General features: G+C 65.1%; 29 protein-coding genes. 17 read left to right on the top strand and 12 right to left on the bottom strand.

All coding sequences use genetic code 11. The annotated features are described in order from the left end of the window. Window positions 1-51 precede the first annotated feature (51 nt). Window positions 52-1,356, top strand: a complete 1,305-nt coding sequence (locus A3M7_RS0118365) for an HlyC/CorC family transporter (RefSeq protein ID WP_027545242.1) — start codon at window positions 52-54, stop codon at window positions 1,354-1,356. A gap of 158 nt (window positions 1,357-1,514) precedes the next feature. Here A3M7_RS0118365 and A3M7_RS0118360 read toward each other — a convergent pair whose 3' ends face one another. After that, a complete protein-coding gene (locus tag A3M7_RS0118360) occupies window positions 1,515-1,790 on the bottom strand; it encodes a BolA family transcriptional regulator (RefSeq protein ID WP_027545241.1) in 276 nt (91 codons plus the stop codon). Between the two features lie 107 nt (window positions 1,791-1,897). Between A3M7_RS0118360 and A3M7_RS0118355 the strand changes: the two genes are divergently transcribed. Next, a complete protein-coding gene (locus A3M7_RS0118355; RefSeq protein ID WP_027545240.1) occupies window positions 1,898-2,530 on the top strand; it encodes a J domain-containing protein in 633 nt (210 codons plus the stop codon). Here A3M7_RS0118355 and A3M7_RS44440 read toward each other — a convergent pair. Beyond that, complete coding sequence (locus A3M7_RS44440; RefSeq protein ID WP_198033763.1) at window positions 2,527-3,450, bottom strand: sensor histidine kinase; 924 nt, start codon at window positions 3,448-3,450, stop codon at window positions 2,527-2,529. The genes A3M7_RS0118355 and A3M7_RS44440 overlap by 4 nt on opposite strands. A gap of 346 nt (window positions 3,451-3,796) precedes the next feature. After that, complete coding sequence (locus A3M7_RS0118345; protein ID WP_027545239.1) at window positions 3,797-4,891, bottom strand: citrate synthase/methylcitrate synthase; 1,095 nt, start codon at window positions 4,889-4,891, stop codon at window positions 3,797-3,799. Window positions 4,892-4,969: 78 nt separating this feature from the next. On the opposite strand from A3M7_RS0118345, the gene A3M7_RS0118340 reads away from it, so the two are divergent. Next, window positions 4,970-6,208, top strand: a complete 1,239-nt coding sequence (locus A3M7_RS0118340; protein ID WP_027545238.1) for a citrate synthase family protein — start codon at window positions 4,970-4,972, stop codon at window positions 6,206-6,208. A gap of 70 nt (window positions 6,209-6,278) precedes the next feature. Here the strand turns inward: A3M7_RS0118340 and A3M7_RS0118335 are convergent, their stop codons facing one another. Beyond that, a complete protein-coding gene (locus A3M7_RS0118335; protein WP_027545237.1) occupies window positions 6,279-6,938 on the bottom strand; it encodes a DedA family protein in 660 nt (219 codons plus the stop codon). A gap of 298 nt (window positions 6,939-7,236) precedes the next feature. On the opposite strand from A3M7_RS0118335, the gene cobS reads away from it, so the two are divergent. From cobS to A3M7_RS0118300, 7 genes are all read left to right on the top strand, one after another. Then, the gene (gene cobS, locus A3M7_RS0118330; protein ID WP_008144548.1) at window positions 7,237-8,235 is read left to right on the top strand and encodes a cobaltochelatase subunit CobS; all 999 of its coding nucleotides are present in this window, start codon (window positions 7,237-7,239) and stop codon (window positions 8,233-8,235) included. A gap of 3 nt (window positions 8,236-8,238) precedes the next feature. Then, window positions 8,239-8,649 (top strand): N-acetyltransferase, encoded by a 411-nt coding sequence (locus A3M7_RS0118325; RefSeq protein WP_027545236.1) that lies wholly within the window; start codon window positions 8,239-8,241, stop codon window positions 8,647-8,649. Continuing rightward, on the top strand, window positions 8,646-10,553 hold the full coding sequence (gene cobT / locus A3M7_RS0118320) for a cobaltochelatase subunit CobT (protein WP_027545235.1): 1,908 nt from the start codon (window positions 8,646-8,648) through the stop codon (window positions 10,551-10,553). Before A3M7_RS0118325 ends, cobT begins: the two co-directional genes overlap by 4 nt. Then, window positions 10,550-11,620: an esterase-like activity of phytase family protein gene (locus tag A3M7_RS0118315; RefSeq protein WP_027545234.1), complete on the top strand. Its 1,071-nt coding sequence runs from the start codon at window positions 10,550-10,552 to the stop codon at window positions 11,618-11,620. Before cobT ends, A3M7_RS0118315 begins: the two co-directional genes overlap by 4 nt. A 31-nt stretch (window positions 11,621-11,651) precedes the next feature. Then, window positions 11,652-12,350 (top strand): hypothetical protein, encoded by a 699-nt coding sequence (locus A3M7_RS0118310; protein WP_027545233.1) that lies wholly within the window; start codon window positions 11,652-11,654, stop codon window positions 12,348-12,350. A 282-nt stretch (window positions 12,351-12,632) separates the two neighbouring features. After that, window positions 12,633-13,745, top strand: a complete 1,113-nt coding sequence (locus tag A3M7_RS0118305; RefSeq protein ID WP_027545232.1) for an NADH:flavin oxidoreductase/NADH oxidase — start codon at window positions 12,633-12,635, stop codon at window positions 13,743-13,745. Window positions 13,746-13,898: 153 nt separating this feature from the next. Beyond that, entirely contained in the window at window positions 13,899-14,306 is a 408-nt protein-coding gene (locus tag A3M7_RS0118300) for a hypothetical protein (protein ID WP_027545231.1), read from the top strand. A 212-nt stretch (window positions 14,307-14,518) separates the two neighbouring features. Here the strand turns inward: A3M7_RS0118300 and A3M7_RS0118295 are convergent, their stop codons facing one another. From A3M7_RS0118295 to A3M7_RS44430, 3 genes are all read right to left on the bottom strand, one after another. Beyond that, the gene (locus A3M7_RS0118295) at window positions 14,519-14,764 is read right to left on the bottom strand and encodes a PilZ domain-containing protein (RefSeq protein ID WP_027545230.1); all 246 of its coding nucleotides are present in this window, start codon (window positions 14,762-14,764) and stop codon (window positions 14,519-14,521) included. 436 nt (window positions 14,765-15,200) lie between these two features. Then, window positions 15,201-16,565: a DUF2235 domain-containing protein gene (locus A3M7_RS44435; protein WP_049823514.1), complete on the bottom strand. Its 1,365-nt coding sequence runs from the start codon at window positions 16,563-16,565 to the stop codon at window positions 15,201-15,203. Window positions 16,566-16,899: 334 nt separating this feature from the next. Further along, window positions 16,900-17,235: a hypothetical protein gene (locus A3M7_RS44430; RefSeq protein ID WP_049823513.1), complete on the bottom strand. Its 336-nt coding sequence runs from the start codon at window positions 17,233-17,235 to the stop codon at window positions 16,900-16,902. Window positions 17,236-17,625: 390 nt separating this feature from the next. On the opposite strand from A3M7_RS44430, the gene A3M7_RS0118275 reads away from it, so the two are divergent. The 3 genes from A3M7_RS0118275 to A3M7_RS0118265 all read left to right on the top strand — a co-directional run bounded on the left by A3M7_RS0118275 (window position 17,626) and on the right by A3M7_RS0118265 (window position 18,759). Then, a complete protein-coding gene (locus A3M7_RS0118275) occupies window positions 17,626-17,922 on the top strand; it encodes a hypothetical protein (RefSeq protein WP_027545229.1) in 297 nt (98 codons plus the stop codon). Beyond that, window positions 17,915-18,211: a hypothetical protein gene (locus A3M7_RS0118270; protein ID WP_027545228.1), complete on the top strand. Its 297-nt coding sequence runs from the start codon at window positions 17,915-17,917 to the stop codon at window positions 18,209-18,211. Before A3M7_RS0118275 ends, A3M7_RS0118270 begins: the two co-directional genes overlap by 8 nt. A gap of 269 nt (window positions 18,212-18,480) precedes the next feature. Then, on the top strand, window positions 18,481-18,759 hold the full coding sequence (locus A3M7_RS0118265) for a DUF1488 domain-containing protein (protein WP_011083000.1): 279 nt from the start codon (window positions 18,481-18,483) through the stop codon (window positions 18,757-18,759). Window positions 18,760-18,770: 11 nt separating this feature from the next. On the opposite strand, the gene A3M7_RS50525 is transcribed toward A3M7_RS0118265, so the two are convergent. After that, the gene (locus A3M7_RS50525; protein ID WP_245284273.1) at window positions 18,771-18,896 is read right to left on the bottom strand and encodes a DUF2235 domain-containing protein; all 126 of its coding nucleotides are present in this window, start codon (window positions 18,894-18,896) and stop codon (window positions 18,771-18,773) included. A gap of 52 nt (window positions 18,897-18,948) precedes the next feature. On the opposite strand from A3M7_RS50525, the gene A3M7_RS0118255 reads away from it, so the two are divergent. Beyond that, window positions 18,949-19,629, top strand: coding sequence for a hypothetical protein (locus A3M7_RS0118255; RefSeq protein WP_027545227.1), 681 nt, complete (start codon window positions 18,949-18,951; stop codon window positions 19,627-19,629). 157 nt (window positions 19,630-19,786) lie between these two features. Here A3M7_RS0118255 and ftsZ read toward each other — a convergent pair whose 3' ends face one another. From ftsZ to A3M7_RS0118240, 3 genes are all read right to left on the bottom strand, one after another. Beyond that, complete coding sequence (ftsZ, locus tag A3M7_RS0118250) at window positions 19,787-21,046, bottom strand: cell division protein FtsZ (protein ID WP_027545226.1); 1,260 nt, start codon at window positions 21,044-21,046, stop codon at window positions 19,787-19,789. Window positions 21,047-21,098: 52 nt separating this feature from the next. After that, window positions 21,099-21,407: a hypothetical protein gene (locus A3M7_RS50520; RefSeq protein WP_245284272.1), complete on the bottom strand. Its 309-nt coding sequence runs from the start codon at window positions 21,405-21,407 to the stop codon at window positions 21,099-21,101. 389 nt (window positions 21,408-21,796) lie between these two features. Next, window positions 21,797-22,159 carry a hypothetical protein gene (locus A3M7_RS0118240; protein ID WP_027545224.1) on the bottom strand — a complete coding sequence of 121 codons (363 nt, stop codon included), beginning with the start codon at window positions 22,157-22,159 and terminating at the stop codon, window positions 21,797-21,799. On the opposite strand from A3M7_RS0118240, the gene A3M7_RS0118235 reads away from it, so the two are divergent. Next, a complete protein-coding gene (locus tag A3M7_RS0118235) occupies window positions 22,158-22,937 on the top strand; it encodes a hypothetical protein (RefSeq protein WP_027545223.1) in 780 nt (259 codons plus the stop codon). The two genes, A3M7_RS0118240 and A3M7_RS0118235, sit on opposite strands and share 2 nt — an antisense overlap. Window positions 22,938-23,034: 97 nt before the next feature. Continuing rightward, window positions 23,035-24,024: a DUF3644 domain-containing protein gene (locus A3M7_RS0118230; protein WP_027545222.1), complete on the top strand. Its 990-nt coding sequence runs from the start codon at window positions 23,035-23,037 to the stop codon at window positions 24,022-24,024. A gap of 242 nt (window positions 24,025-24,266) precedes the next feature. Here A3M7_RS0118230 and rpmB read toward each other — a convergent pair whose 3' ends face one another. Continuing rightward, window positions 24,267-24,575 (bottom strand): 50S ribosomal protein L28, encoded by a 309-nt coding sequence (gene rpmB / locus A3M7_RS0118225; protein WP_027545221.1) that lies wholly within the window; start codon window positions 24,573-24,575, stop codon window positions 24,267-24,269. Between the two features lie 531 nt (window positions 24,576-25,106). Here rpmB and A3M7_RS0118220 point away from each other — a divergent pair. Beyond that, window positions 25,107-25,916 (top strand): DUF3108 domain-containing protein, encoded by an 810-nt coding sequence (locus tag A3M7_RS0118220; RefSeq protein WP_027545220.1) that lies wholly within the window; start codon window positions 25,107-25,109, stop codon window positions 25,914-25,916. Window positions 25,917-26,096: the final 180 nt, after the last annotated feature.

Genomic DNA, 26,096 nt, shown 5'->3' with positions numbered 1-26,096 from the left:
GGACCGGTTCGCGCAAGGAAAACGCGTCAAGACAAGAAACTTGAGTGGTTCATGGACTGGCTCGGATTCACCATCGTCGTCCTCTGCCTGCTGGTCTCGGCGTTCTTCGCCGCGAGCGAGACCGCGCTGACCGGCGCCTCGCGCGCCAGCATGCTGCGGCTCTCCAAGCAGGGCAATCACGACGCCGACGTGGTCTCGCAGCTGCTCGACATGCGCGAGCGCCTGATCGGCGCGCTGCTGCTCGGCAACAACATCGCCAATATCGGCGCCTCCGCGCTCGCCACCGCCATCTTCACGTCCTGGTTCGGCGATGTCGGCGTGCTCTACGCCACCGGCGTGATGACCGCGCTGGTGGTGATCTTCGCGGAAGTGCTGCCCAAGACCATCGCCATCAACGCGCCCGACCGCATGGCGCTTGCGGTCGCACGCCCGATGCGGCTGACCATGTATGTGCTGGGGCCGCTGCTCAAGATCGTCGAAGTCATCGTGCGCCTCCTGATGCGCCTGTTCGGCCTTGCCGGCGAGCACCAGGCCATCCTGTCGCCGACCGAGCGCCTGCGCGGCGCGGTCGACCTGTTGCATCACGAGGGCAAGTTCGAGAAGCAGGACCGCGACATGCTCGGCGGCCTGTTGGACCTGCGCGAGCTCCAGGTCTCCGACGTCATGATCCATCGCACCGAGATGATGATGATCAACGCCGACCTGCCGCCGGAGGAGCTGGTGCGCGAGGTGCTGGCGACCGAATACACCCGCATTCCGCTCTGGCGCGAGAAGCCGGAAAACATCATCGGCGTGCTCCACGCCAAGGATCTGCTGCGCGCGATCCGCGCCGCCGAAGGCGACACCTCGCGCATCGACGTCTCCACCATCGCGCTGCCGCCCTGGTTCGTGCCGGAGATGCGCCCGGTCTCCGAGCAGCTCAAGGCGTTCCGCCGGCGCAAGACCCATTTCGCGCTGGTCGTCGACGAGTACGGCGAAGTCGAAGGTCTCGTGACGCTGGAAGACATTCTGGAGGAGATCGTCGGTGACATTTCCGACGAGCACGACGTCGTGGTCGCCGGCGTGCGCGCCCAGCCTGACGGCTCGGTCGTGGTCGACGGCTCGGTGCCGATCCGCGATCTCAATCGCGCCATGGACTGGCATCTGCCCGATGAAGAGGCAACCACGGTCGCGGGCCTCGTCATTCACGAGGCGCGCTCGATCCCCGATCGCGGCCAGAGCTTCACGTTCCACGGCTTCCGTTTCCGCGTCCTGCGCCGCGAACGCAACCGCATCACCGCGCTCCGTATTTCACCGGTGCCGCGCGAGGCGGAGCTGGAGGAGGCAAAGCCGAGGCGGGCCGGGACGTCGTTTTGACGCACGGTGTCATCGTCCGCGCAGGCGGACGATCCAGCACGCCGCGGCTTATCAATTGAATCTCGCCAGCAGTGTTTACTGGATGCCCCGCCGGAGCCTGTCATCGGGCTCGCCGAAGGCGAGACCCGGTGGCGGGGCATGACAGCCGAATTGGCGAGCTAGCTCCCGCCTTCCCCCGGCGCCTGCGCGTGGATCGCGAGCGCGTGCACGCTGCCGGAGAGTTCCGCGGCCAGCGCCGCATTTATCATGCGATGGCGATCGACCCGGCTCTTCCCTTTGAAGGCTTGAGACACAATATAAACGCGAAAGTGCGTCTCACCGCTCGGCCGATGGCCGGCATGGCCCTCATGCAGGTGTGACTCGTCGACGACTTGCAGGCTTTCCGGCGTGAAAGCTTCCTGCAACTTGTTGCTGATAGTGTCGCTCATAGCCATGTGTGTGCCATTCAGGTGCAGAGATCGCACTCCGTTATTTGCCGGGTTCGCAGCTAATTGCAATGTCAAGACTTGAAGGTTTTTGCATTGCGTAGTCAAAGTCAGTCATGCCGATCGATTCATCAAAGTTCTTCGACTCCATTCGCGTCAAGCCGCGGGGCAAGCAGCCCGAGGTGAAGCCGCGCGACACCGCGGTCGCGTGCGAATGGGCCGGGTGCCAGAACAAGGGCGCACACCGCGCGCCGAAGGGGCGTGAGAACCAGCGCGAGTACTGGCATTTCTGTCTGAACCACGTGCGCGAGTACAACCAGAACTACAATTTCTTCTCCGGCATGAATGCCGACGCCGTCGCGCGCTACCAGAAGGATGCGCTGACCGGCCACCGTCCGACCTGGAAGATGGGTGCCAATGGCGGCAAGAAGGGTGCGGAAGCCGAGATCGATATGGCGTCCGATCCGTTCAGCATGTTCAGCGAGATCAACGGCCGCGCCAACTGGCGGAAGGGGCCGGACGCCCAGCCCAAGGCCGAGACGCGCAAGGTGATGAACGCCGAGCGCAAGGCGCTCCAGGTCATGGGCCTCGGCCCCAGTGCCACGCTCGCCGACGTCAAGTCCAAGTACAAGGCGCTGGTGAAGCAGCACCACCCCGACGCCAATGGCGGCGACCGCTCCACCGAAGACCGCCTGATCGAGATCATCAAGGCGTATAATTATCTGAAGACGGTCGTGCGGGAGGCCTAGGCGGCGACCTCGGGGAAGGACAGTTCGCAAACCAGTCCTTCCGGCCTCCACTGCCGGGTAACCTTTCCTCGCAAGGTCCGGATGATGCCATCGATCGCGCCGACCCCGAAGCCCCTGCGCGTCGGCGGCTCGTTGACCCGGGGACCGCCGCTCTCCGACCAATGCAGCACGAGGGGCTCTGCATCATTGGCCGCCCAGCGGATCTCCAACGTGCCCGAAGGCGTCGACAGCGACCCGTATTTGGCAGCGTTGGTCGCCAGCTCATGCAGCGCGACCGCGACCGACTGGGCGAGGGTAGGCGGCAGATGGACGTCGTCTCCCGCGATCCTGATACGTTCGCCGTCCCGGCTTGCGTAGGGCCGCAGTTCCTCTTCGACGATGGTCTTCAGATTCGCGCCGGTCCAGCGCGAGGCCGAGAACAGCCTCTGCACGTTGGCAAGGGCGCTGAGTCGGCCCTGAAACGCGGTCTGGAACTCTTCTGCGGTGTCTGCCTTCGTCAGCCGCAGCATCGCCTGAGCCACTGCGAGCAAATTGTTCGAACGATGGTCGACCTCGGAGGTGAGGAGCATCATCCGCTGCTCGGCCTGCTTGCGGGCCGTGATGTCGACCAGCATGTTCACCGCCCCAACCAATCGGCCGCGTTTGTCGCGCAGCGGCGTCGGATACGGCATGAAGCAGATCCGGGAGCCGTCTGGCCGTTCGGCCACGGCTTCGACGTCGCGCACGGGCCGGTTCTGCCTGAGCGCGATGGCCATTGGGCATTCATCGTGGGGGAGCGGCGTGCCGTCAGGCAGGTAGAGCTTCCATGTCACGCACCACATCTCGCCGATCTGTGGCGTGCGTCCGGCAAAATCGACGCAGGCGCGATTGAAGAATGTGATGCGGCCGTCTGCGTCGGTCGTGTAGACCGCGGCGGGCAAGGCCTGGAGCAAGTCGCGAAAGCGCCTTTCGGAATCGGCGTCGGCCTCGCTCCGGCTCGTCGCATAGCTGGCGGCGATCTCGCCGATCCTGGCCTCGTCCGAATGTCCTAACAAGTCCAGCATAGCGTTCCTGATCTACCGGGGGCAGATAGGTAAGTCGCCAGGCGCTCGGGTGTTCCTGCATGGCCGCCAGTCCGTCCTCGCAATCACGGCCTCTTGCGACGCGTTGCGCTGGCGCGTTCAGCCATGTAGCCGTGGCCCGGATGGAGCGTCGGCGTCATCCGGGACTTTCTCGCACAGCAATCGGCTTCCCCGGATTACGCTTCGCTCCATCCGGGCCACTGCATCATTCTTTTGGCATCGCCCCGACGTAAGACGAACTCGGCCGGATCAGCCGCCCCGTCCGCTGCTGCTCGCGGGCATGCGCGGTCCACCCCGCGGCGCGCGCCGCCGCGAAGATCGGCGTGAACGCCTGCCTTGGAATCGCCAGCGCATCGAGCAGGATCGCGGTGAAGAACTCCACATTCGTCTCCAGCGGCCGCTCCGGGTTCTTCCTGCGCAGCGCCGCGCGGATATAGGCCTCGACCTCACCGGCGAAGGGCAGGTCGGCGCCGTTGGAGGCGAGGGCCTCGATCGCGGTCTTCAGCACGTCGGCACGCGGATCACGCACGCGATAGACGCGATGACCAAAGCCCATCATGCGCTCGCCGCGCGCCAGCGCCGCATCCACCCAGGGCTGGATCCGCTCGCGCGAGCCGATCGCATCGAGCATTTCCAGCACCGGCTCCGGCGCGCCGCCATGCAAGGGACCGGTCAGCGCGCAATAGCCGGCGGTGACGGCCGCGAATAGGTCGGCCTGGGTCGAGGCCACCACGCGCGTGGTGAAGGTCGAGGCGTTCATGCCGTGGTCGCAGACGGTGACGAGATAGGCATCCAGCGCCGTGACCTCGCGCTTTGCCGGCGCGCGCCCGTGCAGCATGCGCAGCGTGTCGGCGGCGTGGCTCGCGCTCGGATCGGGCGCGACCGGCTCGAGCCCCTTGGCGCGCCGCACCAGCGCGCCTGATATCACCGGAAACGCGCCGACGATGGTCGCCTCATGTTCCAGCCCGTGCTCGGCGCGAAGGCCCGCGACAGCCGCGCGAAACCCGTCGACGATCCCCATGCCGTGCGTCGCCGGCAGCAGGTCGGCGAGCCGCGCGAAGGCGCGCTCGCGTGCGGCGCCCAGGCTCGCCCGTACGTTGGCCTCGCTCAGCGAGGTCTTGCTGGCGCCGTTCCAGAGCCGGGCGGTGACGCCCTCAAAGCTCGACTTGGCGGCCAGCCGGCCGACATGCTCGCCGGCGATGATCAGCTCGCCGCGCTCGCCGTCGACATGGCTCAGCACGGTCTCGGCCGCGGGGACGCCGTCCAGCCCGATCTGGCTTTTGGTGAGGTGGATGTTCATGGCCCAAATCTCCTGTTCTACGCAGGACAAAGGTCAGGCCTCTCGACAGATTGATCAATCTTGATTACATAAATCAATATGAATAATTCCGATGAGCTCTACCTCTCCGCCCGGGAGGCCGCCGCCGAGCTCGCGATCTCGCCGGCCACGCTCTACGCCTATGTCAGCCGCGGCCTGATCCGCTCCGAGCCGACGCCGGATTCGCGCAAGAACCGCTACCGCGCCGAGGATGTCCGCGCCCTGAAGGAGCGCCGGGTGCCGTCGCCGGAGCCGCGCGGGCTGCGCAGCTTCGATGCCGACCTGCCGGTCATGGACACGGAGATCTCGACCATCACCGAGGAGGGCGCGATCTATCGCGGCGTCAATTGCGTCGATCTCGCCGAGAACGACACGCTGGAGCACACGGCGACGCTGCTCTGGGATGTCTCCGGCGTCGATCCATTTGCGCCTGATAATCAGCCCGAGATATCCGAGGAGATGCGCACGATCGCAGGGGCCGCGCGGCGGGCGGCGCCGATCGACCGCGCCATCGCCGTGCTGGCGCTGGCCGCGAGCGCCGATCCCCGCGCCTTCACCCGTGCACCCGATGGCCGCGCCATGGTCGGCGCGCGCATCGTCCGCCTGCTGGTTGCGACCATGCTCAATGCGGAAGCCTCGGCCGAGCCGCTGCATCAGCAGGTCGCGCGCGTCTGGGCGACGGACAACAAGCATGCGCCCGATCTGATCCGCCGCGCGCTCGTTCTGCTCGCCGATCATGAGCTGAACGCATCGACCTTCACCGCGCGCTGCGCGGCCTCGACCGGCCTCAATCTCTACGACGCCGTCATCGCCGGCCTCGCCGCGCTGAAGGGGCCGAAACATGGCGGCGCCGGCGTGCTGGCTTCGCAGCTGGTGAAAACGCTGGTCGACCGCGACGTCGCTCCCGTGGTGCGCGAACGCGTCGCGCTCGGCGAGCGCTTCGCGGGCTTCGGCCACGGCGTCTACAAGCGCGGCGATCCCCGCGCGCAATCGCTGCTGAATGCGCTCTCGCGCGCCGGCGCGCCGCGCAAATTCACGCGCGAAGTGCCGGAGCGGATTGCGGAGGCGACCGGCGAATTCGTCAACATTGACTATGCGCTCGCCGTCCTCGTGCATGCCCTGCGCCTGCCCGCCGGCAGCGAACTGGCCCTGTTCGCGATGGCCCGCAGCGTCGGCTGGATCGCCCATGCCAGCGAGCAATTGCAGTTCGGCAAGCTGATCAGGCCAAGGGCAAGGTATGTGGGGCCGGCGCCGGGGCGGCGGGCGGGGGGCACGCCCGCCAAATTGGAAGAGCGATAAAGCTCATTTCTCAGCGTCGTCCCGGCCTTCGCCGGGACGACACCTGTGGTGTGGCGCGAGCGTGCCTCGTCTAACCCCGCGACTTTGCCGCCGCGACACCGCTGCCCTGCCGCCGGCGAATGATCCATATCGCCAGCCCCAATGTGATCGCCACGGCCGCCACGGTCAAAATCCAGATGTGCTTGCCGACATGCCCGTGATGATGCAGCCCGGCATATTCGTGCAGGGCCGACACCGCCAGCACGCCCGGCAGCACATGCGCGGGGGCCCAGACCAGGATTGCCGGGATATTGATCGCGTAGAAGCGGGCGGGGGGCATCCCGAGCGCGCCGGCCGTAACCGGGACAAACGCGCGGATCGGCGGCACGAAGCGGGCGAAGAACACGGCCCAGGTGCCGAAGCGGTGGAAGAAGCTTTCGCTCTCCTCGACCACGCGCGGATAATTGGTCAGCGGCCAGGTGTTGAGGATCTCGCGCTGCTGCCGGTGCCCGATCCAGTAGGCCGAGCCGTCACCCAGCACGGCCCCGGTAGCTGCCGCCAGCAGCACCCAGCCGAGCTTCAGCTCGCCGCCCGGGACCAGGGCGCTGAGCGCCAGGATGATGGTCGAGCCTGGGACCACCGATCCCACCACCGGAACGGCTTCCAGAAGCGCCGCCAGGAACAGGGTCAGATAAGCCAGCCACGCATGGGCCGAAACGAACGAAATGAAGGGATCGAGGAATGACGTCACGTCGGCTTTCGTGTTGGGCGGGGCCAAGGCGGGTTCAGACCCTACATAAGTAAGGTGAGGCGGCAAAAAGTGCCATTCGCGTGGGCAGGCCAGCTGACCCGCCTGAAATTCGAGCGGGATTCGCAGGGCAGCCTTCCAAAAATCGCGCTCCTTGCCTATCTAAATGAAAAGACAATGGAACTTTGATTGCGGGGCGGGCTTCTGCCCGCACGTTGTCTCTGATAGGTTCGCAAACGCACCCAGCCGCAGCCACCGTGCAATAACTGGTCTCGGGATCGCCCGGGACCTCGGAGGATTGATGACGACCGCCGCTCTGTCCAAAGTTGAGGAAGTTTCCGGTTTGCCCGACATGAAGGTGTCGGTGCGCCAGGTGTTCGGGATCGACAGCGATCTCGAAGTGCCGGCCTATTCCGAAGTCGATCCTCACGTGCCCGAAGTCGATTCCGACTACCGCTTCGACCGCGCCACCACGCTCGCCATTCTCGCCGGCTTCGCCCGCAATCGCCGCGTGATGGTGACCGGCTATCACGGTACCGGCAAATCCACCCATATCGAGCAGGTCGCTGCCCGCCTGAATTGGCCCTGCGTGCGCGTCAACCTCGACAGCCATATCAGCCGTATCGACCTTGTCGGCAAGGACTCGATCGTGGTCCGCGACGGCAAGCAGGTCACCGAATTCCGCGACGGCATCCTGCCCTGGGCGCTTCAGCACAACGTCGCGCTGGTGTTCGACGAATACGACGCCGGCCGCCCGGACGTGATGTTCGTGATCCAGCGCGTGCTGGAGGTGTCCGGCCGCCTGACGCTGCTGGACCAGAACAAGGTGATCAAGCCGCATCCGTCCTTCCGCCTGTTCGCGACCGCCAACACGGTCGGCCTCGGCGACACCTCGGGCCTCTATCACGGCACCCAGCAGATCAACCAGGGTCAGATGGACCGCTGGTCGATCGTCACCACGCTGAACTATCTCAGCCATGACGAGGAAGTGGAGATCGTGCTGGCGAAGGCCAAGCATTATCGCACCCAGGAAGGCCGCGACATCGTCAACAAGATGGTGCGCCTTGCCGATCTCACCCGCAACGCCTTCGCCAATGGCGATTTGTCGACGGTGATGAGCCCGCGCACGGTGATCACTTGGGCGGAGAACGCCGACATCTTCGGCGATATCGGTTTCGCCTTCCGCGTCACCTTCCTCAACAAGTGCGACGAGCTCGAGCGTCCCCTGGTCGCCGAGTTCTACCAGCGCTGCTTCAACGCGGAGCTGCCGGAATCGGCGGTCAACGTGGCGCTCAGCTAGGCCATGCCAACCATCACCGTCGAGCGCACCATTGGGACCACCAAGAAGGCTGTGCTCGCCGGGCTCGGCGCCTATAACGACGAGCAGTTCGGGAAGCAGAGGGCCAAGAGCATCGCGGTCTCGTTGAAGGACGGCCGCAAGATCGTCGGCGGCATCGTCGGGCATCTCTGGGCCACTGTTCTGTTTATCCAGTATTTCTGGATCGACCAGAAGCAGCGCGGCAAGGGGCTTGGCACGAAGCTGATCGCGGCGATCGAGGACGAGGCAAGACGGCAGGGCGCGATCCAGGCCCATGTCGACACGATGAGTTTCCAGGCGCCGGGCTTCTATCGTTCCTGCGGGTACGAGGAATTCGGCACTCTCAAGGGCTATCCCGGCGGCGTGACGCGCCATTCGTTTACGAAGTCGCTATGAGCACATCATCATCCAATTCCAAATTCCGTAACAGCAAGGAAGCGCCGACCGAGCCGTTCAAGCGCTCGGTGGCCTCCTGCCTCAAGGCGATCGCGAAATCGCCCGAGCTCGAGGTCTCCTTTGCCGCCGAGCGGCCGGGCCTTGCGCCGGGCAAGGCGCGGCTGCCCGAGCCGGCGCGCAAGATGACCAAGCGTGACGCAGCGGTCGTGCGCGGCCACGCCGACTCCATCGCGCTGAAGATCGCCTGTCACGATCCGAAGCTGCATCGCAAGCTGATGCCGGGCAATCCGCAGGCGCGCGGCGTGTTCGAGGCGGTCGAGCAGGCGCGGGTGGAGGCGATCGGCGCGCGCCGCATGGCGGGCGTTGCGAAAAACCTCACCGCGATGCTCGACGATCATTTCCATCGCGGCAAGTTCGACGAGATCACCGACCGCGCCGACGCGCCGCTGGCCGATGCGCTGGCGATGCTGGTGCGTGAGCGCCTGACCGGCATGGCGCCGCCGACGGCTGCGAAGAAGATGGTCGATCTCTGGCGGCCGATTCTCGAAGACAAGATCGGCAAGCGGCTCGACCGGCTCGACGGCGTGGTCGAGGACCAGACCAGGTTCGGCGACGCCGTGCATGACCTCCTGTCCGCGCTCGAGCTCGGTGACGAGCGCAACGCCGACAGCGAAGAGAATGACGACAACGACGAGAACCGCGACGGCGACAACGACCAGTCCGGCGCCGAGGGTTCGCCCGATTCCGATGCCGCCCAGGACATGAGCGCCGACCAGGCGCAGGCGTCGAGCGAGGAGATGAGCGAGAGCGCGATGGAAAGCGCGCAGGCCTCGACGTCAGACACGTTCGACGACGGCGAACTCGGCGACGACGAGACGCCGGGCGAGGCGACGCGGCCGAATTCGCACGGGAAGAACGAACCGCGCGGGCCCGAATACCACGCCTTCGCGCCGAAATTCGACGAAGTCATCGCGGCCGAAGATCTCTGCGACCATGACGAGCTGGAGCGCCTGCGCGCCTATCTCGACAAGCAGCTCGCGCATCTGCAGGGCATCGTCGCCCGCCTCGCCAACCGGCTGCAGCGCAAGCTGATGGCGCAGCAGAACCGCGCCTGGGAGTTCGATCTCGAAGAGGGTATCCTCGACCCCGCGCGGCTGTCCCGCGTCGTCACCGATCCCTATCATCCGCTGTCCTTCATGCACGAGAAGGAGGCGACGTTCCGCGACACAGTGGTGACGCTGCTGCTCGACAATTCCGGTTCGATGCGCGGCCGCCCGATCACGGTCGCGGCGACCTGCGCCGACATTCTCGCGCGCACGCTGGAGCGTTGCGGCGTCAAGGTCGAGATTCTGGGCTTCACCACGCGCGCCTGGAAGGGCGGGCAGTCGCGCGAGGCGTGGCTTGCCGCCGGCAAGCCGGCCAATCCCGGCCGTCTCAACGACCTCCGCCACATCATCTACAAGTCCGCCGACGCGCCCTGGCGCCGTGCGCGGAAGAACCTTGGCCTGATGATGCGCGAGGGACTGCTGAAGGAGAACATCGACGGCGAGGCGCTGGACTGGGCGCACAAGCGCCTGCTCGGCCGGCCCGAGCAGCGCAAGATCCTGATGATGATCTCGGACGGCGCGCCGGTCGACGATTCCACGCTGTCGGTCAACGCCGGCAACTATCTCGAGCGGCACCTGCGCCACATCATCGAGGAGATCGAGACCCGCTCGCCGGTCGAACTGATCGCGATCGGCATCGGCCATGACGTCACGCGCTACTATCGCCGCGCGGTGACGATCGTGGACGCCGAGGAGCTCGGCGGCGCCATCACCGAGAAGCTTGCCGAACTGTTCAGCGAGACCAACACCGCGCCGAGCCAGCCGGCCGGCCGGCCGCGACGCAAACTGCATTCGTGAGCACCCATCGATCCCGCCGCAGCTTCCTTGGCCACGCGGCGGCGGGATTTTCCACTTTCGCACTGTCCCGATTGGCGCAGGCGCAAGCCGCGACCGAGCCGCCGCCGCGCCCGCTCCAGGTCGAGCGCGCCGTCGCCGAGCCGGTCAGCATCGAGGTCAACGCGCGGCCGATCGCCAGTTTCGAGCCGCGCGACCGTTCGCGCACGCGCTTCGGTTCGCTGGAGTATCGCAGCGGCCTGGTGCTGACCTCGCCCTATCGCGGCTTCGGCGGCCTGTCCGGCATCCGGCTCGACGCCAAGGGCGAGCGCTTCCTCGCGATCTCCGACCAGGGCGGCTGGTTCACCGGCAGCATCCGCTATTCCGGCGGCAAGATGATCGGGCTCGACGATGTCGAGGCATCCCCGATGCTCAATTCCGAGGGCCGGCCGATCACGGAGAAGCGGTTCTGGTACGACACCGAGTCGCTCGCGCGCGACGGCAATGTCGTCTATGTCGGGCTTGAGCGCGTCAACCAGATCCTGCGTTTCGATTTCGCCAAGGGCGGCACGCGCGCCCGCGGCGAGGTGGTGCCGACGCCGGCGGCCGTGCGGAAGCTGCCCACCAACAAGGGGCTCGAAGCGATGGTCGTCGTGCCGAAAGGCCAGCCGCTCGCGGGCAGCCTGATCGCCTTCTCCGAGCGCGGGCTCGACGCCGACGGCAATCTGGTCGCGTTCCTGATCGGCGGTCCGTCGCCCGGCCAGTTCAGCGTCCGCCGCACCGAAAAATTCGACATCAGCGATGCGGTGCTGCTGCCGTCCGGCGAGCTTCTCATCCTCGAACGCAAATTCTCCTGGTTCACCGGCATCAACATCCGCATCCGGTCGATCCCCCTGAAATCCATCGCGCCCAACGCGCTGGTCGACGGGCCTGCGCTGTTCGCCGCCGATCTCGGCCACGAGGTCGACAACATGGAAGGCATCGACGCCCACGTCACGCCCGCGGGCGAGACCGTGCTGACGCTGGTCTCGGACGACAATTTTTCATTGCTCCAGCGCACGCTGCTGCTCCAGTTCACGCTGGTGGAGTGAACGTTCGCCGCCCGTATCGCGACACACCCTCATGCCCCTCCGCCGCGCCATCCTCGCCCTCGCCCTCACGCTCGCCGCGCTGCCGCCGGCCTTTGCGACGGCCGAGCACCGGTATGGAAAGAACGAATACGCCATCATCCAGGGCGGCCGCGCGCCGAACGGGAAGCTCTCCGTCGCCGCCCATGGCGGCGGCGAGACCGGCGGCGAGGGTTTTCGCATCTATCTGATGGCGGAGCCGGGCCATCGCCGGCTGATGACGCTCGACAACGTCAACGACGACAACATCCTCGACACCGCGCCGGATGCGTTCCACGCCGCCTGGTCGGCCGATTCGCGCACCGTCGCCGTCTCCTTCCGCAGCGAGCGCCATATCGTCACGCTGAATCTCTACGCGGTCGAGGGCGGCCGCGCGCGCCTCATCGATGCGCCGGACCTGTTCCGCGACGCGACCGGCCGCAGCATCGATATCAAGACCGACGGCGATATGCGCACCTCGGTCCCCGCGCTGACATGGCAGGCGCCGCGGCGCTTCCATCTCACCGACTACCGCGTGTTCGTGCTCGACGACGCCGCGCTCGCAGACAAGCTCGGGCCGCTCGGCAAGGCGACAGCGATGAAGGACGGCCGCACCACCATCCAGTTTTCCGCCGAGGCCGACGGCGAGCTGCTGCCCGACGGCCGCATCCGCATGGGCAAGCCCAGGGCGGGCCAGTTCGAGGAACTTGAGTAGGGGCCTTTGTCGTCCCTGCGAACGCAGGGACCCATACCGCGTGATTTATCGATTGCGGATGGTAGAAGTCCCGAACCACCAGTCTTCGTCAAACCTCTCCCTGGGGTTATGGGTCCCTGCGTTCGCAGGGACGACGGCGGAGATCGCGGCACGATCCCGTGATCATATGACGCGCGCAATGCATGGCCTCGCTGGCGGGCATGCTTGCCACGCCGCTGGAAATCCGCGCATCCCTCACTACACTCCCCTTAATCTCCCCTCTCATCCCCGGAACTCCCCCGCATGAGCGCCCTGTTTTCCCCGATCAAGCTGCGCGGCCTGACGTTGAAGAACCGCGTCGTGGTGTCGCCGATGTGCCAGTATTCGGCCGAGGACGGCGTTCCGACCGACTGGCACTTCACCCACATCAACAATCTTTCGCTGTCGGGCGCGTCGATGTTCTGCATCGAGGCGACCCATGTCGAGGCGATCGGCCGCATCACGCCGGGCTGCCTCGGGCTCTACAGCGACGCCAGCGAAGCCGCGCTGAAGCAGATCCTCGCCTCCGTGCGCAAGCATTCCTCCACCGCGGTCGCGATGCAGCTCGCCCATGCCGGCCGCAAGGCCTCCAGCGCGCGGCCCTGGGACGGCGGCCAGCTGATCCCGGTCAGTGAAGGCGGCTGGCAGACGGTGGCCCCGAGCGCGCTGCCGCACAAGGAGGGCGAGGCCGCGCCGCTGGCGCTCGATGCCGCGGGCTTGACGCGCATCCGCGAGGCCTTCGTCGAGGCTGCGCAACGCGCCGAGCGCATCGGCATCGACGCCATCGAGCTGCACGGCGCGCACGGCTATCTGATGCATCAGTTCCTGTCGCCGATCTCAAACCGGCGTACCGACGAGTATGGCGGTTCGCTCGCAAACCGCATGCGCTTCCCGCTCGAGATCTACGACGCGGTGCGCGCCGCCTTCCCGCACGACAAGCCGATCGGCATGCGGGTGTCGTCGACCGACTGGGTCGAGGGCGGCTGGGATCTGGCGCAGACCCTCGAATTCGCCAGCGCGCTGAAGGCGCGCGGCATCGACTGGATCGATGCCTCCTCCGGCGGCGTCTCGCCGCTGCAGAAGATTCCGCTCGGCCCCGGCTATCAGGTGCAGTTCGCAGACGCCATTCGCCGTGAGACGGGACTGCCCACCATCGCCGTCGGCATGATTTCCGATGCCAAGCACGCCGAGGAGATCGTCGCCTCCGGCAAGGCCGACATGATCGCGCTCGGCCGCGGCATGCTCTACGACCCGCGCTGGGGCTGGCACGCCGCCGCCGAGCTCGGCGGCGAGGTCGAAGCCCCACCGCAATACTGGCGCTCGCAGCCGTCGACGCAGAAGGCGCTGTTCGGCAAGACGACGTTCGGGGCGAGGTGAGCCGCGAGGACGACGGCATAACCATAGGGAGTAACTCCATAGGTTAGTTGCGGGATCGCGGCCGCCCCTCACGCATCCGTAACCTCCCTCAGCTTCCACCCCCCGCAAAACTGGCCTAACCTTTCCACGTTCAATGCCTCACGGAGGCCCGCCATGCGTTTTCGTGTTCGCAACGCCGCTCACGTGCTGGAGCGCATGGGCCTCGCGATGGCGGGGGCCGCGTGCGGGCTGTTCGTCGGCGCCTATGTCGGATCGGCGATCGCTCCGCTCACCACGCAGGGGTTCCTGGCGCTGATGATGGGGCTCGGTGCGGTCGGTTTCTATCTCGGCATCGACACGCCGCAGCTGCCCTTCGACGAGGCGCACAGCGCCATCGACGCCGCGGAATTCTTGAGCTCCGCCGGCACGCTCTGCGCCACGCTCACCGCGCTCGCCTCGGTCGCCGTCATCGTGCTGCGGCTCGATCCGCATATGGTCTGGACCTGGCTCGTCCTGTTCGGCTGGATCGCCGGCGTCGCCATGCAGATCGTCGCGGGCGCGAAGGCGCGGATGCGGAAGTAGGCGGGGTCAGGGGCGAAGCGCGCCCAACATTTCGCTGTCGTCCCGGCGCATGCCGGGACCCATACCGCGAGGTCTATCGATTGCGGACGGCAGGCGTACCGAACAACCAGTCGTCGCCAAACTGCTCCCTGTGGTTATGAGTCCTGGCTTTCGCCAGGACGACGATGGGGGCGCGGCGGGCGTTCAGTCTAGACGGCTGAATGCGATCCCTCTCAAAACACCACGCCCACCCGCGTGCCGCGCTTCCAGGCGATGCGGCAGCGCTTCTTGGTGTTGACGTGCAGCAGCTCGAACCTGTCGGGGATGCTCACCTGGCCGCCGAGATCGACGCAGGCGCCGCCGGGCGAATAGTCGATCAGCGTGCAGGGGATCACCGGCGCGCGCGGGTCGGTGATGATCTTGGCCTGGCGCGACACCAGTCCTGCGGGCTTCACACGGGCGAACCTTCGCGGATGCATTGGCACATCTCCTCCAATTCCGCGGATAGCGCGGTGGTAGGCTCCGATGATCGACCGGAGATCATGCGATCCGACTAAGGTCGGCGCGAGAATTTTAATGAAAAGTAGCGGCGAATGGAGAAAGCGGCGGTAGCGGGGTGCGACGGCGTTGCCTCAAGCTCCGCCGTCGTCCCGGCGAAGGCCGGGACCCATACCGCGTGATTTCTCGGCTGTGGAAGGTGGCAGTCCCGAACGACGAGTCTTCGCCAAACTTCACCCTGGGGTTATGGGTCCCGGCCTTCGCCGGGACGACGGCAGAAGGTGTCGCGCGCCCCTGCCTCCATCACCCTCATTGCGAGCGGAAGCGAAGCAATCCAGAATCTTGCCGCGGAGGGATTCTGGATTGCTTCGTCGCAAGGGCTCCTCGCAATGACGCGCGTATGGCGCCGGCATCACCTCACCCAGTCACCATCTCATCCGCCTCCGCCGCCACCCCCACATGCGGCGGCACCGGCATCGGTACCGTCTCGTACGTCTTCGGCAAATTCACCGGCCGGTAGTCCGGCTCCACCGCCATCCGCTTCACCACGCTCTCGTGCACATGCGCGCCTTCGGGGATCAGGCGCGGCTCGCAATCGGGGATGTAGAAACCGAGAGACACCTTCCGCTCCGGCCATTCCTTGTACTTCGCGCTCTTCGGCAAATACTCCAGCAGCCGCCAGGCCGCCGTCATCGAATTGTGCAATTCGCCGGTCTTGCCGGTGTAGGCGGGGGCGACATACTGGAACGGCGAGTTCTTGCGCTGGACGCCCCAGGCGAGCTGGTTGACGGTGCGCGGGTTGAAGTTCAGCCCGGCCTTCTCGGCCTCCTCAATCATCCAGATCAGCGGGTATTTGGATTCCCCGCTTTCGGCCTCCGGATAGCCGCCGCCGACGTCGCAATGCACGCCGGCGAACCACACCTGCAGGATGTCCTGCGGCACCTTCTTCTCGTCGGGCACGTAGCGGTTGCTCCAATAGTCCTGCGGCTCCTTGTACTGCTTGAGGCGGAACATGCAGCGCCGCTCGTCGATCGCGATCGCCTGCCGGAAGATTTTGACGCTCGGATTGCGCAGCGTGAAGGCGAGCTCCTCCAGGCTGATCACGAAGAAGAAATTGTCGCGCCGCGGCACGATCACGCTCGCCACCGTGTCCCAGACGCCGATGAAGTGGATGGTCGGCCAGCGCGTCGAGGTGATGCGCGCGAATTGCGCGGCGAGGTCGAACTTGTCCTGCGGCAGCGGCCCGCTCTCGTCGGTCGCGATGTCCTGGAGGTCGGAGATGTCGTTGCCGCGCCCGGTGCCGGAATATTGCTTGTAGGCGACGAGGCCGCTTCCTGCGAGGTTCGCCTGCTCCGGCGAGATCAGCCCGATCTTGTGGATCAGCCCCGCCAGCACGCGAACTGTGTAAGCCCCGCGCGAAAAACCGAACAGGTAGATCTTGTCGCCGGGCGCGTAGTGCTCGACCAGGAAGCAATAGGCTGACAGCACGTTGTCATCGAGCCCGTAGCCGGTGGCGAGCCCCAGCACCAGATTGACGTTGGCCTTGAGGCGGTGCCACGTCGTCGGCTCCGTCACCGTGCCGACGCCGGGATCGTAGAACACCATCTGCCGCGGCGACGTCTTGTCGGTCTTGCGCAGGCAGCGATAGAGCTTGAGGACGTTGGAGATGTTCTCGCTGATCTCGTTGCCGGTGCCGTCGCAGCAGATGACGAGGTTCTTCGGTTCGCTCTTCGGTTCGCTCTTGGGTTCGGTCTTCGCTTCGATCTTGCGCTCGTGCTCCACAGGTCGGCCCCTCCCGGTAATGCTACCGGGGCGAGTATAGCAAAAAAGCGCGACGGCGAGGAGACGGTGGGGGTTGCTACCCTCCAGGGCAATCGCATCTAAGGCAATTGCTCTGCGGCCCATCCTTCGAGACGCCCGCCTTTGGCGGGCCCTCAGGATGAGGACGGAAGGCGCGGCAGCAATTTCAACCGGCAAAGATGCCGCTTAGCCTCATCCTGAGGAGACCGCGGAGCGGTCGTCTCGAAGGACGAGGCGCGCGCTCAGGCCCTGCCAAAGAGTCACACGCGATTACCCTGCCCTCCAGGGGAGGGTAATCGCCGGCGCTTGCTGCCGCCTACTTCTTCTTTCCCGGTCCGAAGTCCGGCTGCCAGGCCACGTCCTTGCGGCTCGGCGCTGCTGCGATGATCTTGGTCTTGTCCTTCTTCGGCTTCTTGGTCTCGCGATTGCCGCGTTGCTGTCCCTTGGCCATGGCGTCGATCTCCTGTGGGGGTTTGAGTTCGTCCAGTTCGTCGGATTGCAGCACGCGTCCGCGCGGCGTGCAGACGCGCACGTCCATGTAGCCCTCGCGCAGCAGCTTCCGCGCCAGCCGCAGCGCGACGGTGGCGCTGCCGCGGCCGAGATTGGAGCAGCCATATTCGTTGGTACCGCTGACCAGATAGGGCACGCGCATTGTCCTAGCCATTGAGGATGGCCGCCGCGCAGACCAGAAGCAGAAGGAACAGCGCGACGTCGACCTGTGGAACGATCCATTCCGAGACGCGAAACCGCGACATCGCACGCTCCTGCAGAGCATGACAACACCATGCCCTGATAGCTGGTCTAGCGGCGGGAGCGCACGTGACCCTCAGTCACCGGTCGATGCCGTTGCAGGAAGTGCGGTGATAGGAGCGAGCCTACGCCCGCCCCACCCCAATAGCGAGGACTAAAACGCCGCGCGTAGCCCGCAGCCTTAGCCGCGCGTGCCGCGGCGACGATAGTGCTGGCTATTGCCGCCCTGGGAGCGCATGCTCACGGCAAGCCGGTGTCGGTTGGGGCTCCGCTCGCAGAAAGGCAGGCGTCCATGACCATCCGTTCGCGCCGAGAAACCGTCACCTTCAGGCATCCGTTCCGCATCAACGGCATCGACCGGTTGCTGCCCGCGGGCGGCTATGACGTCGTCACCGACGAGGAGATGATCGAGGGCCTGTCATTCCCGTGCTGGCGCCGCATCGCCACCATGATCACCGTGCCGGCCGAAGGCGGGCGCGGCGGTGTGACGGAAATGTTGTCGATCGGCTCGGTCGACCTTGCGGACGCGCAAGCCGCGGATGCGCAGGCCGCGCCGGCGAGCGTCGCCCAGAGTGTCGCCCATGACTGACGTCCCGGTGGATCTCGACAGGCATCGCGGCATGGCCGCCCAGAAGGCAACCGATTTGCGCCGCGCGCTGGCCGAGGTCGAGAACAATGTCCGGGAGCTGCGCGAGCGCGAGGCCGATCTCGAGAACCGCCTGATGACCGTGCCCGCCACCTCGTGGCCCGAGGCCGCGGTGAAGGCGCGCTATTTGCTCAACCTCTATGCCGCCAGCCTCTCCACCGAGGACACCCGCCACCGCGCGCTGGTGACGGCCCTGTTCGACGATTTCGCCAGGCTCAGTGGCGACAGCTGAAGGCCATCCCGGCCGGAGCGCGGCAGCGACGGTGCGCACCTGGAACACAGGTGTCGTCCTGGCGAAAGCCAGGACCCATAACCACCGAACCGAGTTATTGTGAATGAACGCGGCCACAGCGTGCCTCCACAACGCTGACCGGACTTATGGGCCCCGGCCCCCCGTGCGCAATTGCGCACCAGGCCGGGCCGACGTCAGAGAATTCACGGGCGGCGGCGCCGAACCACGCGCCAACCGCGCCAGGGCGCAATCGCGTAAGGGAGTAAGCCATGACACTCACGAGCAGCCGCTTCGTCGGCTACGAACAGGACCGGGGCATCGTCCAGTTCCTGATGCAGGACGGATCGAAGGAGATCGCATGCGCGATCTCGACCTCCGCGATGGACTATCTCGAGCGCGGCCCGCAGGCTCGGCCCGAGCAGCGCGAAGCCCAGTTCACCCGCCTGCGCGACCGCATCGAGGCCCGCGCCGCGAGCAAGTACCGCGCGACCGAGTTCGAGGGCACCCCGCCAGGGATCGTGCTGCGGAGCATTGATTTTCGGGGGTAGGGGAGGCGGGCTTACGAGGCTGCGTCCTGTCGGTCTGTTTTGCGCAGGCAGCGATAGAGCTTCAGGACGTTGGAGATGTTCTTCGGGATCTCGTTGCCGGTGCCGTCACGCCCCATGGCCGCATCGTCTGTTGACATTAACCGTCTGTTAACCATGCGGTTGCCTAATGTTGACGATGGGGGGATCACCATGTCGGCCCATGTGACGCGACCGAGGCTGATGCCTGTTTCGGCCGATCCGGCCATCCGGTCGGTGGCGAGGCTGGCGGTTCGCGCCAAGGCCGTCCTACAGGGCAAAGCGCCTGTCCTACGGAGCAAAGCCATGTTCGGAAAGGACGACTTAGTGGACAATCTCAGCCGCGATCTCGAGCGCGCGCGCGGAAGACGAGATGCGCTCGCATCCGAAGCCACGACCCTGACGGCCCAGATCGCCGAAATTGAAGCCCGTCTTTCGGAGGAAAAGAAAAGGCGTGAGCGTGAGCGCGTCTTGAGCGAGGTCGAAGCGATCAAGACGCGAATCAAGCAAGCCGCCGGCGCGTTTGCGCCTGTCGTCGATGGTCTCTCGAGGGCGATCGAGCAGGCTGCGGCGGTTGTGCCCGAGGCGCGCGAGCTCAATAGTTTCCTGGTGTCGGTGGCGACCGAGATCGACAGCGTGCTCGACCCCCTGCTCCGCGAACTGGATCAGCGCGCGGATGCGGTGCGAACCGGACAGGCAGCGCTGGACCTGCCGAGTTCGGCCATTGAAGCGCCGCCCATCGAGCTGCCAAAGGACACCAACGAGCGCCTGCTTCGTTTTCCGGCGTGGCTGTCCCGCGACAGGGAGACGGACAAGAAGGACACCGCTGAGAGCCCGCGCAGCACGGCGGCTTGAAGCCCCGGCACGCTGCGCACGCTCTACGCCGTCATTCCGGGGCGCGCCTCTTGGCGCGAACCCGGAATCCATCCCTCAACAGTCACTGCGGCCAAATGGATCCCGGGCTCGCGACTTCGTCGCGCCCTGGGATGACGATCTATTGTTGGGCCACCGCTCAGTTGGCGGCGCGGCGCAGGAAGGCCGGGATATCGAGAACGGCCTCGTCGGGCGCATTGCGCGCAGGGGCGCGGCCGTAAGGATCGAGCGGCTGAAGCGCCGCCTGCCGCGCATAGTCCAGACCCGGCCTTGCCGGTGGCCCCACGGGGTGGTGCGGCTGCGGGCGGAGCGGCGGGCTTTCCACTTGCGGCAGGGTAGCACTGCGCTCGATGCGATCGGCGATGCGACGGCCGTCGTTGCGCAGCCTGCCGGCGAGCTGCGTGAGGGCGGTTTCCACCGGTAGCGCCTGCTGCGCCGGATCGAGATTATCGATTCCGGTCGCAACCACCGAGACGCGGACGATGCCTTCGAGGCTTTCGTCAAACGACGCACCGACGATGATGTTGGCGTCCGGATCGGCCTCGTCGCGAATGCGGGTCGCGGCTTCGTCGACCTCGTACAGCATGAGATCCCTGCCGCCGGTGATGGAGATGATGAGGCCACTGGCACGCTTGATCGAGGGATTCTCGATCAGCGGATTGGAGATCGCGGCCACGGCGGCGGCGAGCACGCGCTTCTCGCCGGAAGCCTCGCCCCGTCCCATCATCGCCTTGCCCTTCTCCTTCATGACGGAGAGGACGTCGGCAAAATCGAGATTGATCAGACCTTCCTTGACGATGAGGTCGCTGATGCAGGCCACGCCCGAATAGAGCACCTGGTCGGCAAGGGCGAAGGCATCGGCGAACGTGGTCTTCTCGCTGGCCACCCGGAACAGGTTCTGGTTCGGGATGATCAAGAGGGTGTCGACCGTCTTCAGCAGCTCCTCGATGCCGGCTTCGGCAAAGCGCATGCGGCGCTGGCCCTCGAAGTAGAACGGCTTGGTGACCACGCCGATGGTGAGGATGCCGAGCTCGCGTGCGGTTCTGGCAACGATGGGTGCAGCCCCGGTGCCGGTGCCGCCGCCCATGCCGGCCGTCACGAACACCATGTGCGCGCCGGTCAACTGATCGCGGATGCTGTCGATCGCCTCTTCGGCTGCGGCGCGTCCCAGTTCCGGCTGCGAGCCGGCGCCGAGGCCTGCGGTGACCGTTGTGCCGAGCTGGATGAGGCGCTTCGCCTTCGACATCGCCAGCGCCTGCGCGTCGGTGTTGGCGACCACGAACTCGACCCCTTGCAGCCCGGCCGTGATCATGTTGTTGACGGCGTTGCCGCCGGCGCCGCCGACGCCGAATACGACGATGCGGGCCTTCATTTCATGGATATCGGTGGTGCCAGTCATTCTTCCCTCGCGATTGCTCCGGCAAGCCGGGGATTAAAGTAAATTTCCAGTGCTACCTGCGGGCCATGCGGTCTGCTTGCACGATCGAAGCGGCCAGATGTCCCAGGCGAAGCGCGGCGTGTCCCACGAACGAGCCGCCAGGGCGGCGTTCGGTCCGCAGCGCCGCCATTTCGTCTTCCAGTCGTGCCGCCCACGCATTGGCTGCCGTCGCCTCGGCGCTCGCCTGCTGCAGCTCCACGGCGAGGCGCTCGGCGCGCTCCCGCTCGCGCTCGAACACCGCCCTGTAGGCGGTTGCGACGTCTTCGAGCCGCGCGATCTCCGCCTTGAAGACCTCGGTCTTGACGGCCTCGATCCTTGCCATGGAAACATCGATGGGGTCTGCCCGGCGGGCACGTCGTGGGCGGGGCGTGTACCGGAGCTCGGAGAGATCAACGCTCACCAGGGCTTTGCCATCATCGGAGCGCGAGCGCGGCAACCGACGACGTCTCGCCAGCGAACGCGCGGCCTCACGCGAGATAGCGAGGCGGGCACTGAGATCGGCATACGTCAACAACGCAACGCACATCGGCGCTTCTCCTGGAGCGAACCGGGGAGGCATTTCGGGCTAATGATGGCTGGACGATTACCGCAGGCTAGGGTGCGTTGGTTAATGCAAGGTTAACACGCGCGCGGTGCTGGTTTACGGGTGGCGTCGCCGTGCCGGCCTTGGGATCGCAGGGCACCACTACCGCGGGTGACGATGAAGCCCAGCTATGGATGGTCTCCGTTGCCAGGTTCTCCCCAGATCCAACTCTCCATAACTCGTTTTTGGCTGGCGAGATCGAAATCGTTCGCCACGATTTCGTAAATGGTGGTCGAGCCATCGAATGGACTACCGAACGAAGGGTGCGGGCGGAGGTTGAACCAATGATTGATCTGAAAATGTCCGACGTTTTCCTGCCAAACAGCGTGCGTTACCTCTTTACGGCCGGTTTTTTTGAAGACTGAACGAGAGTAGTTCGCCAGCAGGTCTCCTTTCCCGAGCATCTTCTCAAAAAATTCCGGCCTATAATCCGAGATCAGGACATTGAAGAGCTGAAGAAGCAGTGTGCAGGTCGGAAGGTTGCGGAGCATGATTGCCGACTACCCCGTTCTCGTTCGCTCGCTGGGAAGCGATTTCACAAAAGTCTTGGCGAAGGCGTCGTATCTGTCTGAAAGACACAACTCCTTATTTTGGTGGAAACCGGAGCCTGACGATTGGCACTGTTTCATTTTCACCAATCACAACGTCGCAATCCTTTTTGTCGGCTACTTAAGAGTGGAGATCATCGGCAAGAATGTCGAACGCGCTAGGTCCGCCTTCGTGTCAGCCGAGGAGGTGAGGAATTTTGCGGATCATTGCGTCTACATCCGATCGGTCTACGAATACGCGCGCCGATTCTTCGCCGAGAGTAGCGAGGCGGAACGAGCCGCTATGCAGTCTGTTGCACCGCTCTTCTTTGAAGATTTGGCGCTGGTTTTTGCGGAGTTCATAGTTCTAGCTGCTTGCCGGATCACTGATCCGTGGATCGACGGCCGCCGTGAGAATTTCGTGGTCGGACTTTTCGCGAACGTCTTCGCGAGAAATAAGGCACTGCACAAGCAGCTCACCGATCTTCAAGCCAGCATGGAAAAGCATCGAGATCGCCTCGAACCGGCGCGCAACAAATTGACCGCCCATGCTGACCGTGAGACCGTTAAAGCGGGTAAGCCACTTGGCGCCGCGAGTTGGGCCGAATGGGAGCAGTTTTGGAAAGACCTTGGTGCTTTTGTCTCCCTTGTTCATCAACAGGTATTCGGCTCGCCCTTCGAAATTCGAGCGGCGATGGTGCGCGGCGACGCCGAGATGGTGTTGAAGAAGTTGCAGAGCTAGCCAGCTAGATCCGAGAGCACGACCGTAGATTCACGGTCTCCGACGCGCGTTCGAATCGATAGTATCGGGCAGTGCAACCTAACCGATTCGTTTTACCATGCGCCGCCCTCGCTATGGATACCTTGTCGAGAAAGCGACCCAAGCCGCCGTTGCGGCAATCGAGGTCTACAACAAACCGGGCTTCAAGTACCGGGAGGAAACCTTTGCGATCCTGATGCTGAATGCGTGGGAACTCCTGCTCAAGGCGCGCATCCTCAAGGCCAACCGGAACAAGCTCCGCTCTATCGAGGTATGGGAGCCCAAGGTCACGAAGACAGGCAAGGGCAAGAGGCTCGCCCCGAAAAAGAACCGGGCCGGCAACACGATGACCATCGGCGTGCTGCCCGGGGCGAACATCGTGAGGCAGTACGCGCAGGACTCGATTGATGACCACGCTATCGAGAACATCTCGCTCCTGATGGAGATCAGGGACAACGCGATCCACTTCCACAACGTGGGCCGAGACCTGCATAAGAGGGTGCAGGAGGTCGGCGCCGCCGCGCTGCGCAACTTCGCTTTCGCTGCAAGGAAATGGTTTGATTGCGACCTGTCACAGTACCAGTTCGCGCTGATGCCCGTCGCCTTCGAGACACCGGCCGGAGTCATACAGACGGTCTTCGGTGACGACACCAAAGGCGCCGCTGGCAAGCTCGCAAAGCTGTTGGCCGATCAGGAGCGGAAATTTCCCTTCGAGGCTGCCAAGCCCTTCAACGTCGGCGTGGAGGTCGAGCTGAGGTTCGTCCGGAACTCCAACGCGCAGGCGATGCCGGTCATCGTCTCCCCCAACGACCCCAATGCCATTCGGGTGACGTTGAGCGAGGAGGACATGCTGAAGCGCTACCCGTGGGACTACCGGACGCTCTGCAAGGCGCTACGGAAGACACCCAACTTCAAAGAGAACGAGCGATTTCACAAGCTGCGCAGACCCCTCGAGGACGATCCGCGGTTTTGTCGCGTCCGTCTGCTCGATCCACGGAACAAGAAAAGCTCAAAGCAGCGATTTTACAGCCCGGCCATCCTCGACGAGATCGTGAAGCACTATGTTTGAGGGGTTGCGGCGCGATCAAACAGTACGTTGTTCGAGCGAGAGATAGCCCTGGAACGCGAGGTAAGATGCCGACCTCGGCCGCGATCTGCCAGCAACGCTCCGCTCGTCGCCAGCACTTCGCCATTCGAATCCCAAAAACAAAAGCGGCCGGATCTTCCGATCCGGCCGCTACACAAAACTCTACTTGGCTAAGCCTACGCCACGCGACGCTACTTAGCCCCCGCCCAATTCGAAAAAATCGCTTAGCTGGCCTTCTTGACCGGCGCGGTGTCGCCGACCTTCTTCTGGATGGCGCGCTTCAGCTCGAGGGCGCGCGGCGACAGGGCGTCGGCGCTGGCCTTGAGCAGGAAGGCGTCCAGGCCGCCATTGTGGTCCACGCTCTTGACCGCATTGGTCGAGACGCGCAGGCGCACGTTGCGCTCCAGGGCTTCGCTGATGAACGTCACGTTGACGAGGTTCGGCAGGAAGCGGCGCTTGGTCTTGATGTTGGAGTGGCTGACCTTGTGGCCGACGAGGGGGCCCTTGGCCGTCAGTTCGCAGCGGCGAGACATGTCACAATTCCTCAATCTAAGCCCCCAACGATTTGCGGCCGCCATTCGGGGCGCCACGGGGGCAAATTCTCTGTCCTTGCAGGGAGCGGCGGACGTATAGGGGGGAAGCGGCGGGACGTCAAGTTTTTGGGGCGGGGTTTTGGGCCCCGCGCCATGCCCCACAATAGGTGTCATCGCCCGGCTTGGCCGGGCGATCCAGTATTCCGTGACGGCGCGGCCGGAGTCGAGGGGCTGCGGCGTACTGGATGCCCCGGTCAAGCCGGGGCATAACGGCGGAGTGCTGGCACAGGATTACCGCCCAGATCACCAAAACGGCAATGTTTGAAGTGCCTTACCATCACATAAAGGGCGTATTCGCACCGGAAGACTCCGGTGGAGTTCCGCGCCTGATACGCCCGGACACATTGTTTGCCGCGGTTTTTGGCTTAAATAACAACCGTCGCGCCCCGATTGGATTGTTTCGTGCTCATTTTCCCCCGATTTGCGCCCAAGCCGCGCATCGCTAGTCCGCGGTTTGCCGCCCGGCTGGCCATGGCGGCCCTGTGCGGGCTGGTCTTCGCCTGGGAGGCGAAGCCGGCGGCGGCGCAAGGCAAGCTCGAGGCGCAGTATGAGGCGACGCTGGCCGGCATTCCGGTCGGCAGGGGCGCCTGGAACATCGACATCCAGGACGACGTGTTCGCCGCGGCCGCCTCCGGCGGCACCACGGGGCTGCTGAAGTCCTTCGCGGGCGGGTCCGGCACCGGCGCCAGCCAAGGGCGGGTCGTCAACGGCGCGCTGGTTGCGACCGGCTACCAGGCCTCCACCACCACCTCGAAGAAGACCGAAGAGATCCACATCACGCTCGACAAGGGCAATGTGAAGGAGTTCGGCATCGTGCCGGAGCCGCCGGTCGATCCCGACCGCATCCTCGTCACCGACGCGCATCGCCGCGGCGTCTGGGATCCGATGACGGCTTCGCTGTTGCGCGTGCCCGGCACCGGCGACCCCGTGACGCCGGACGCCTGCCACAACGGCGCGCCCGTGTTCGACGGCCGCATGCGCTACGACCTCAAGCTCGATTTCAAGCGCATGGAGAATGTGAAGGCGGAGAAGGGCTATCACGGCCCGGTCGTCGTCTGCGCGCTCTATTTCGTGCCCGTGGCGGGCTACATCCCCGACCGCCCCGTGATCAAATACCTCGCCGCCCAGCGCAACATCGAGATCGCCTTCGCCCCCGTCGCCGGCACGCGCATCCTGGTCCCGTTCTGGCTGAAAGTGCCGACGCCGCTCGGCCCCGCGATGCTGGAAGCGACTAGCTTCATCACATCAGCCCAGCCGCCGCGGGTTGCGAAGACGCAGTAACGGCCGCGCTGCCGTAGCCCGGATGGAGCGCAGCGCAATCCGGGGCTCTTCGCCTTGGCTCCCCGTATTCCGCCCCGCTCCATACGGGCTACGATCCCTCCGTCATTCCGGGGCGCGCCCCTTGGCGCGAACTACGGTGCGCAATTGCGCACCTGAGAATCCATCGTGAGATAGGCCCTG

The sequence above is a fragment of the Bradyrhizobium sp. WSM2254 genome (assembly GCF_000472645.1).
GTDB lineage: Bacteria > Pseudomonadota > Alphaproteobacteria > Rhizobiales > Xanthobacteraceae > Bradyrhizobium > Bradyrhizobium niftali.
The sequence above is the reverse complement of the archived record's forward strand: the minus strand, read 5'-3'. Positions and strand labels throughout refer to the sequence as shown.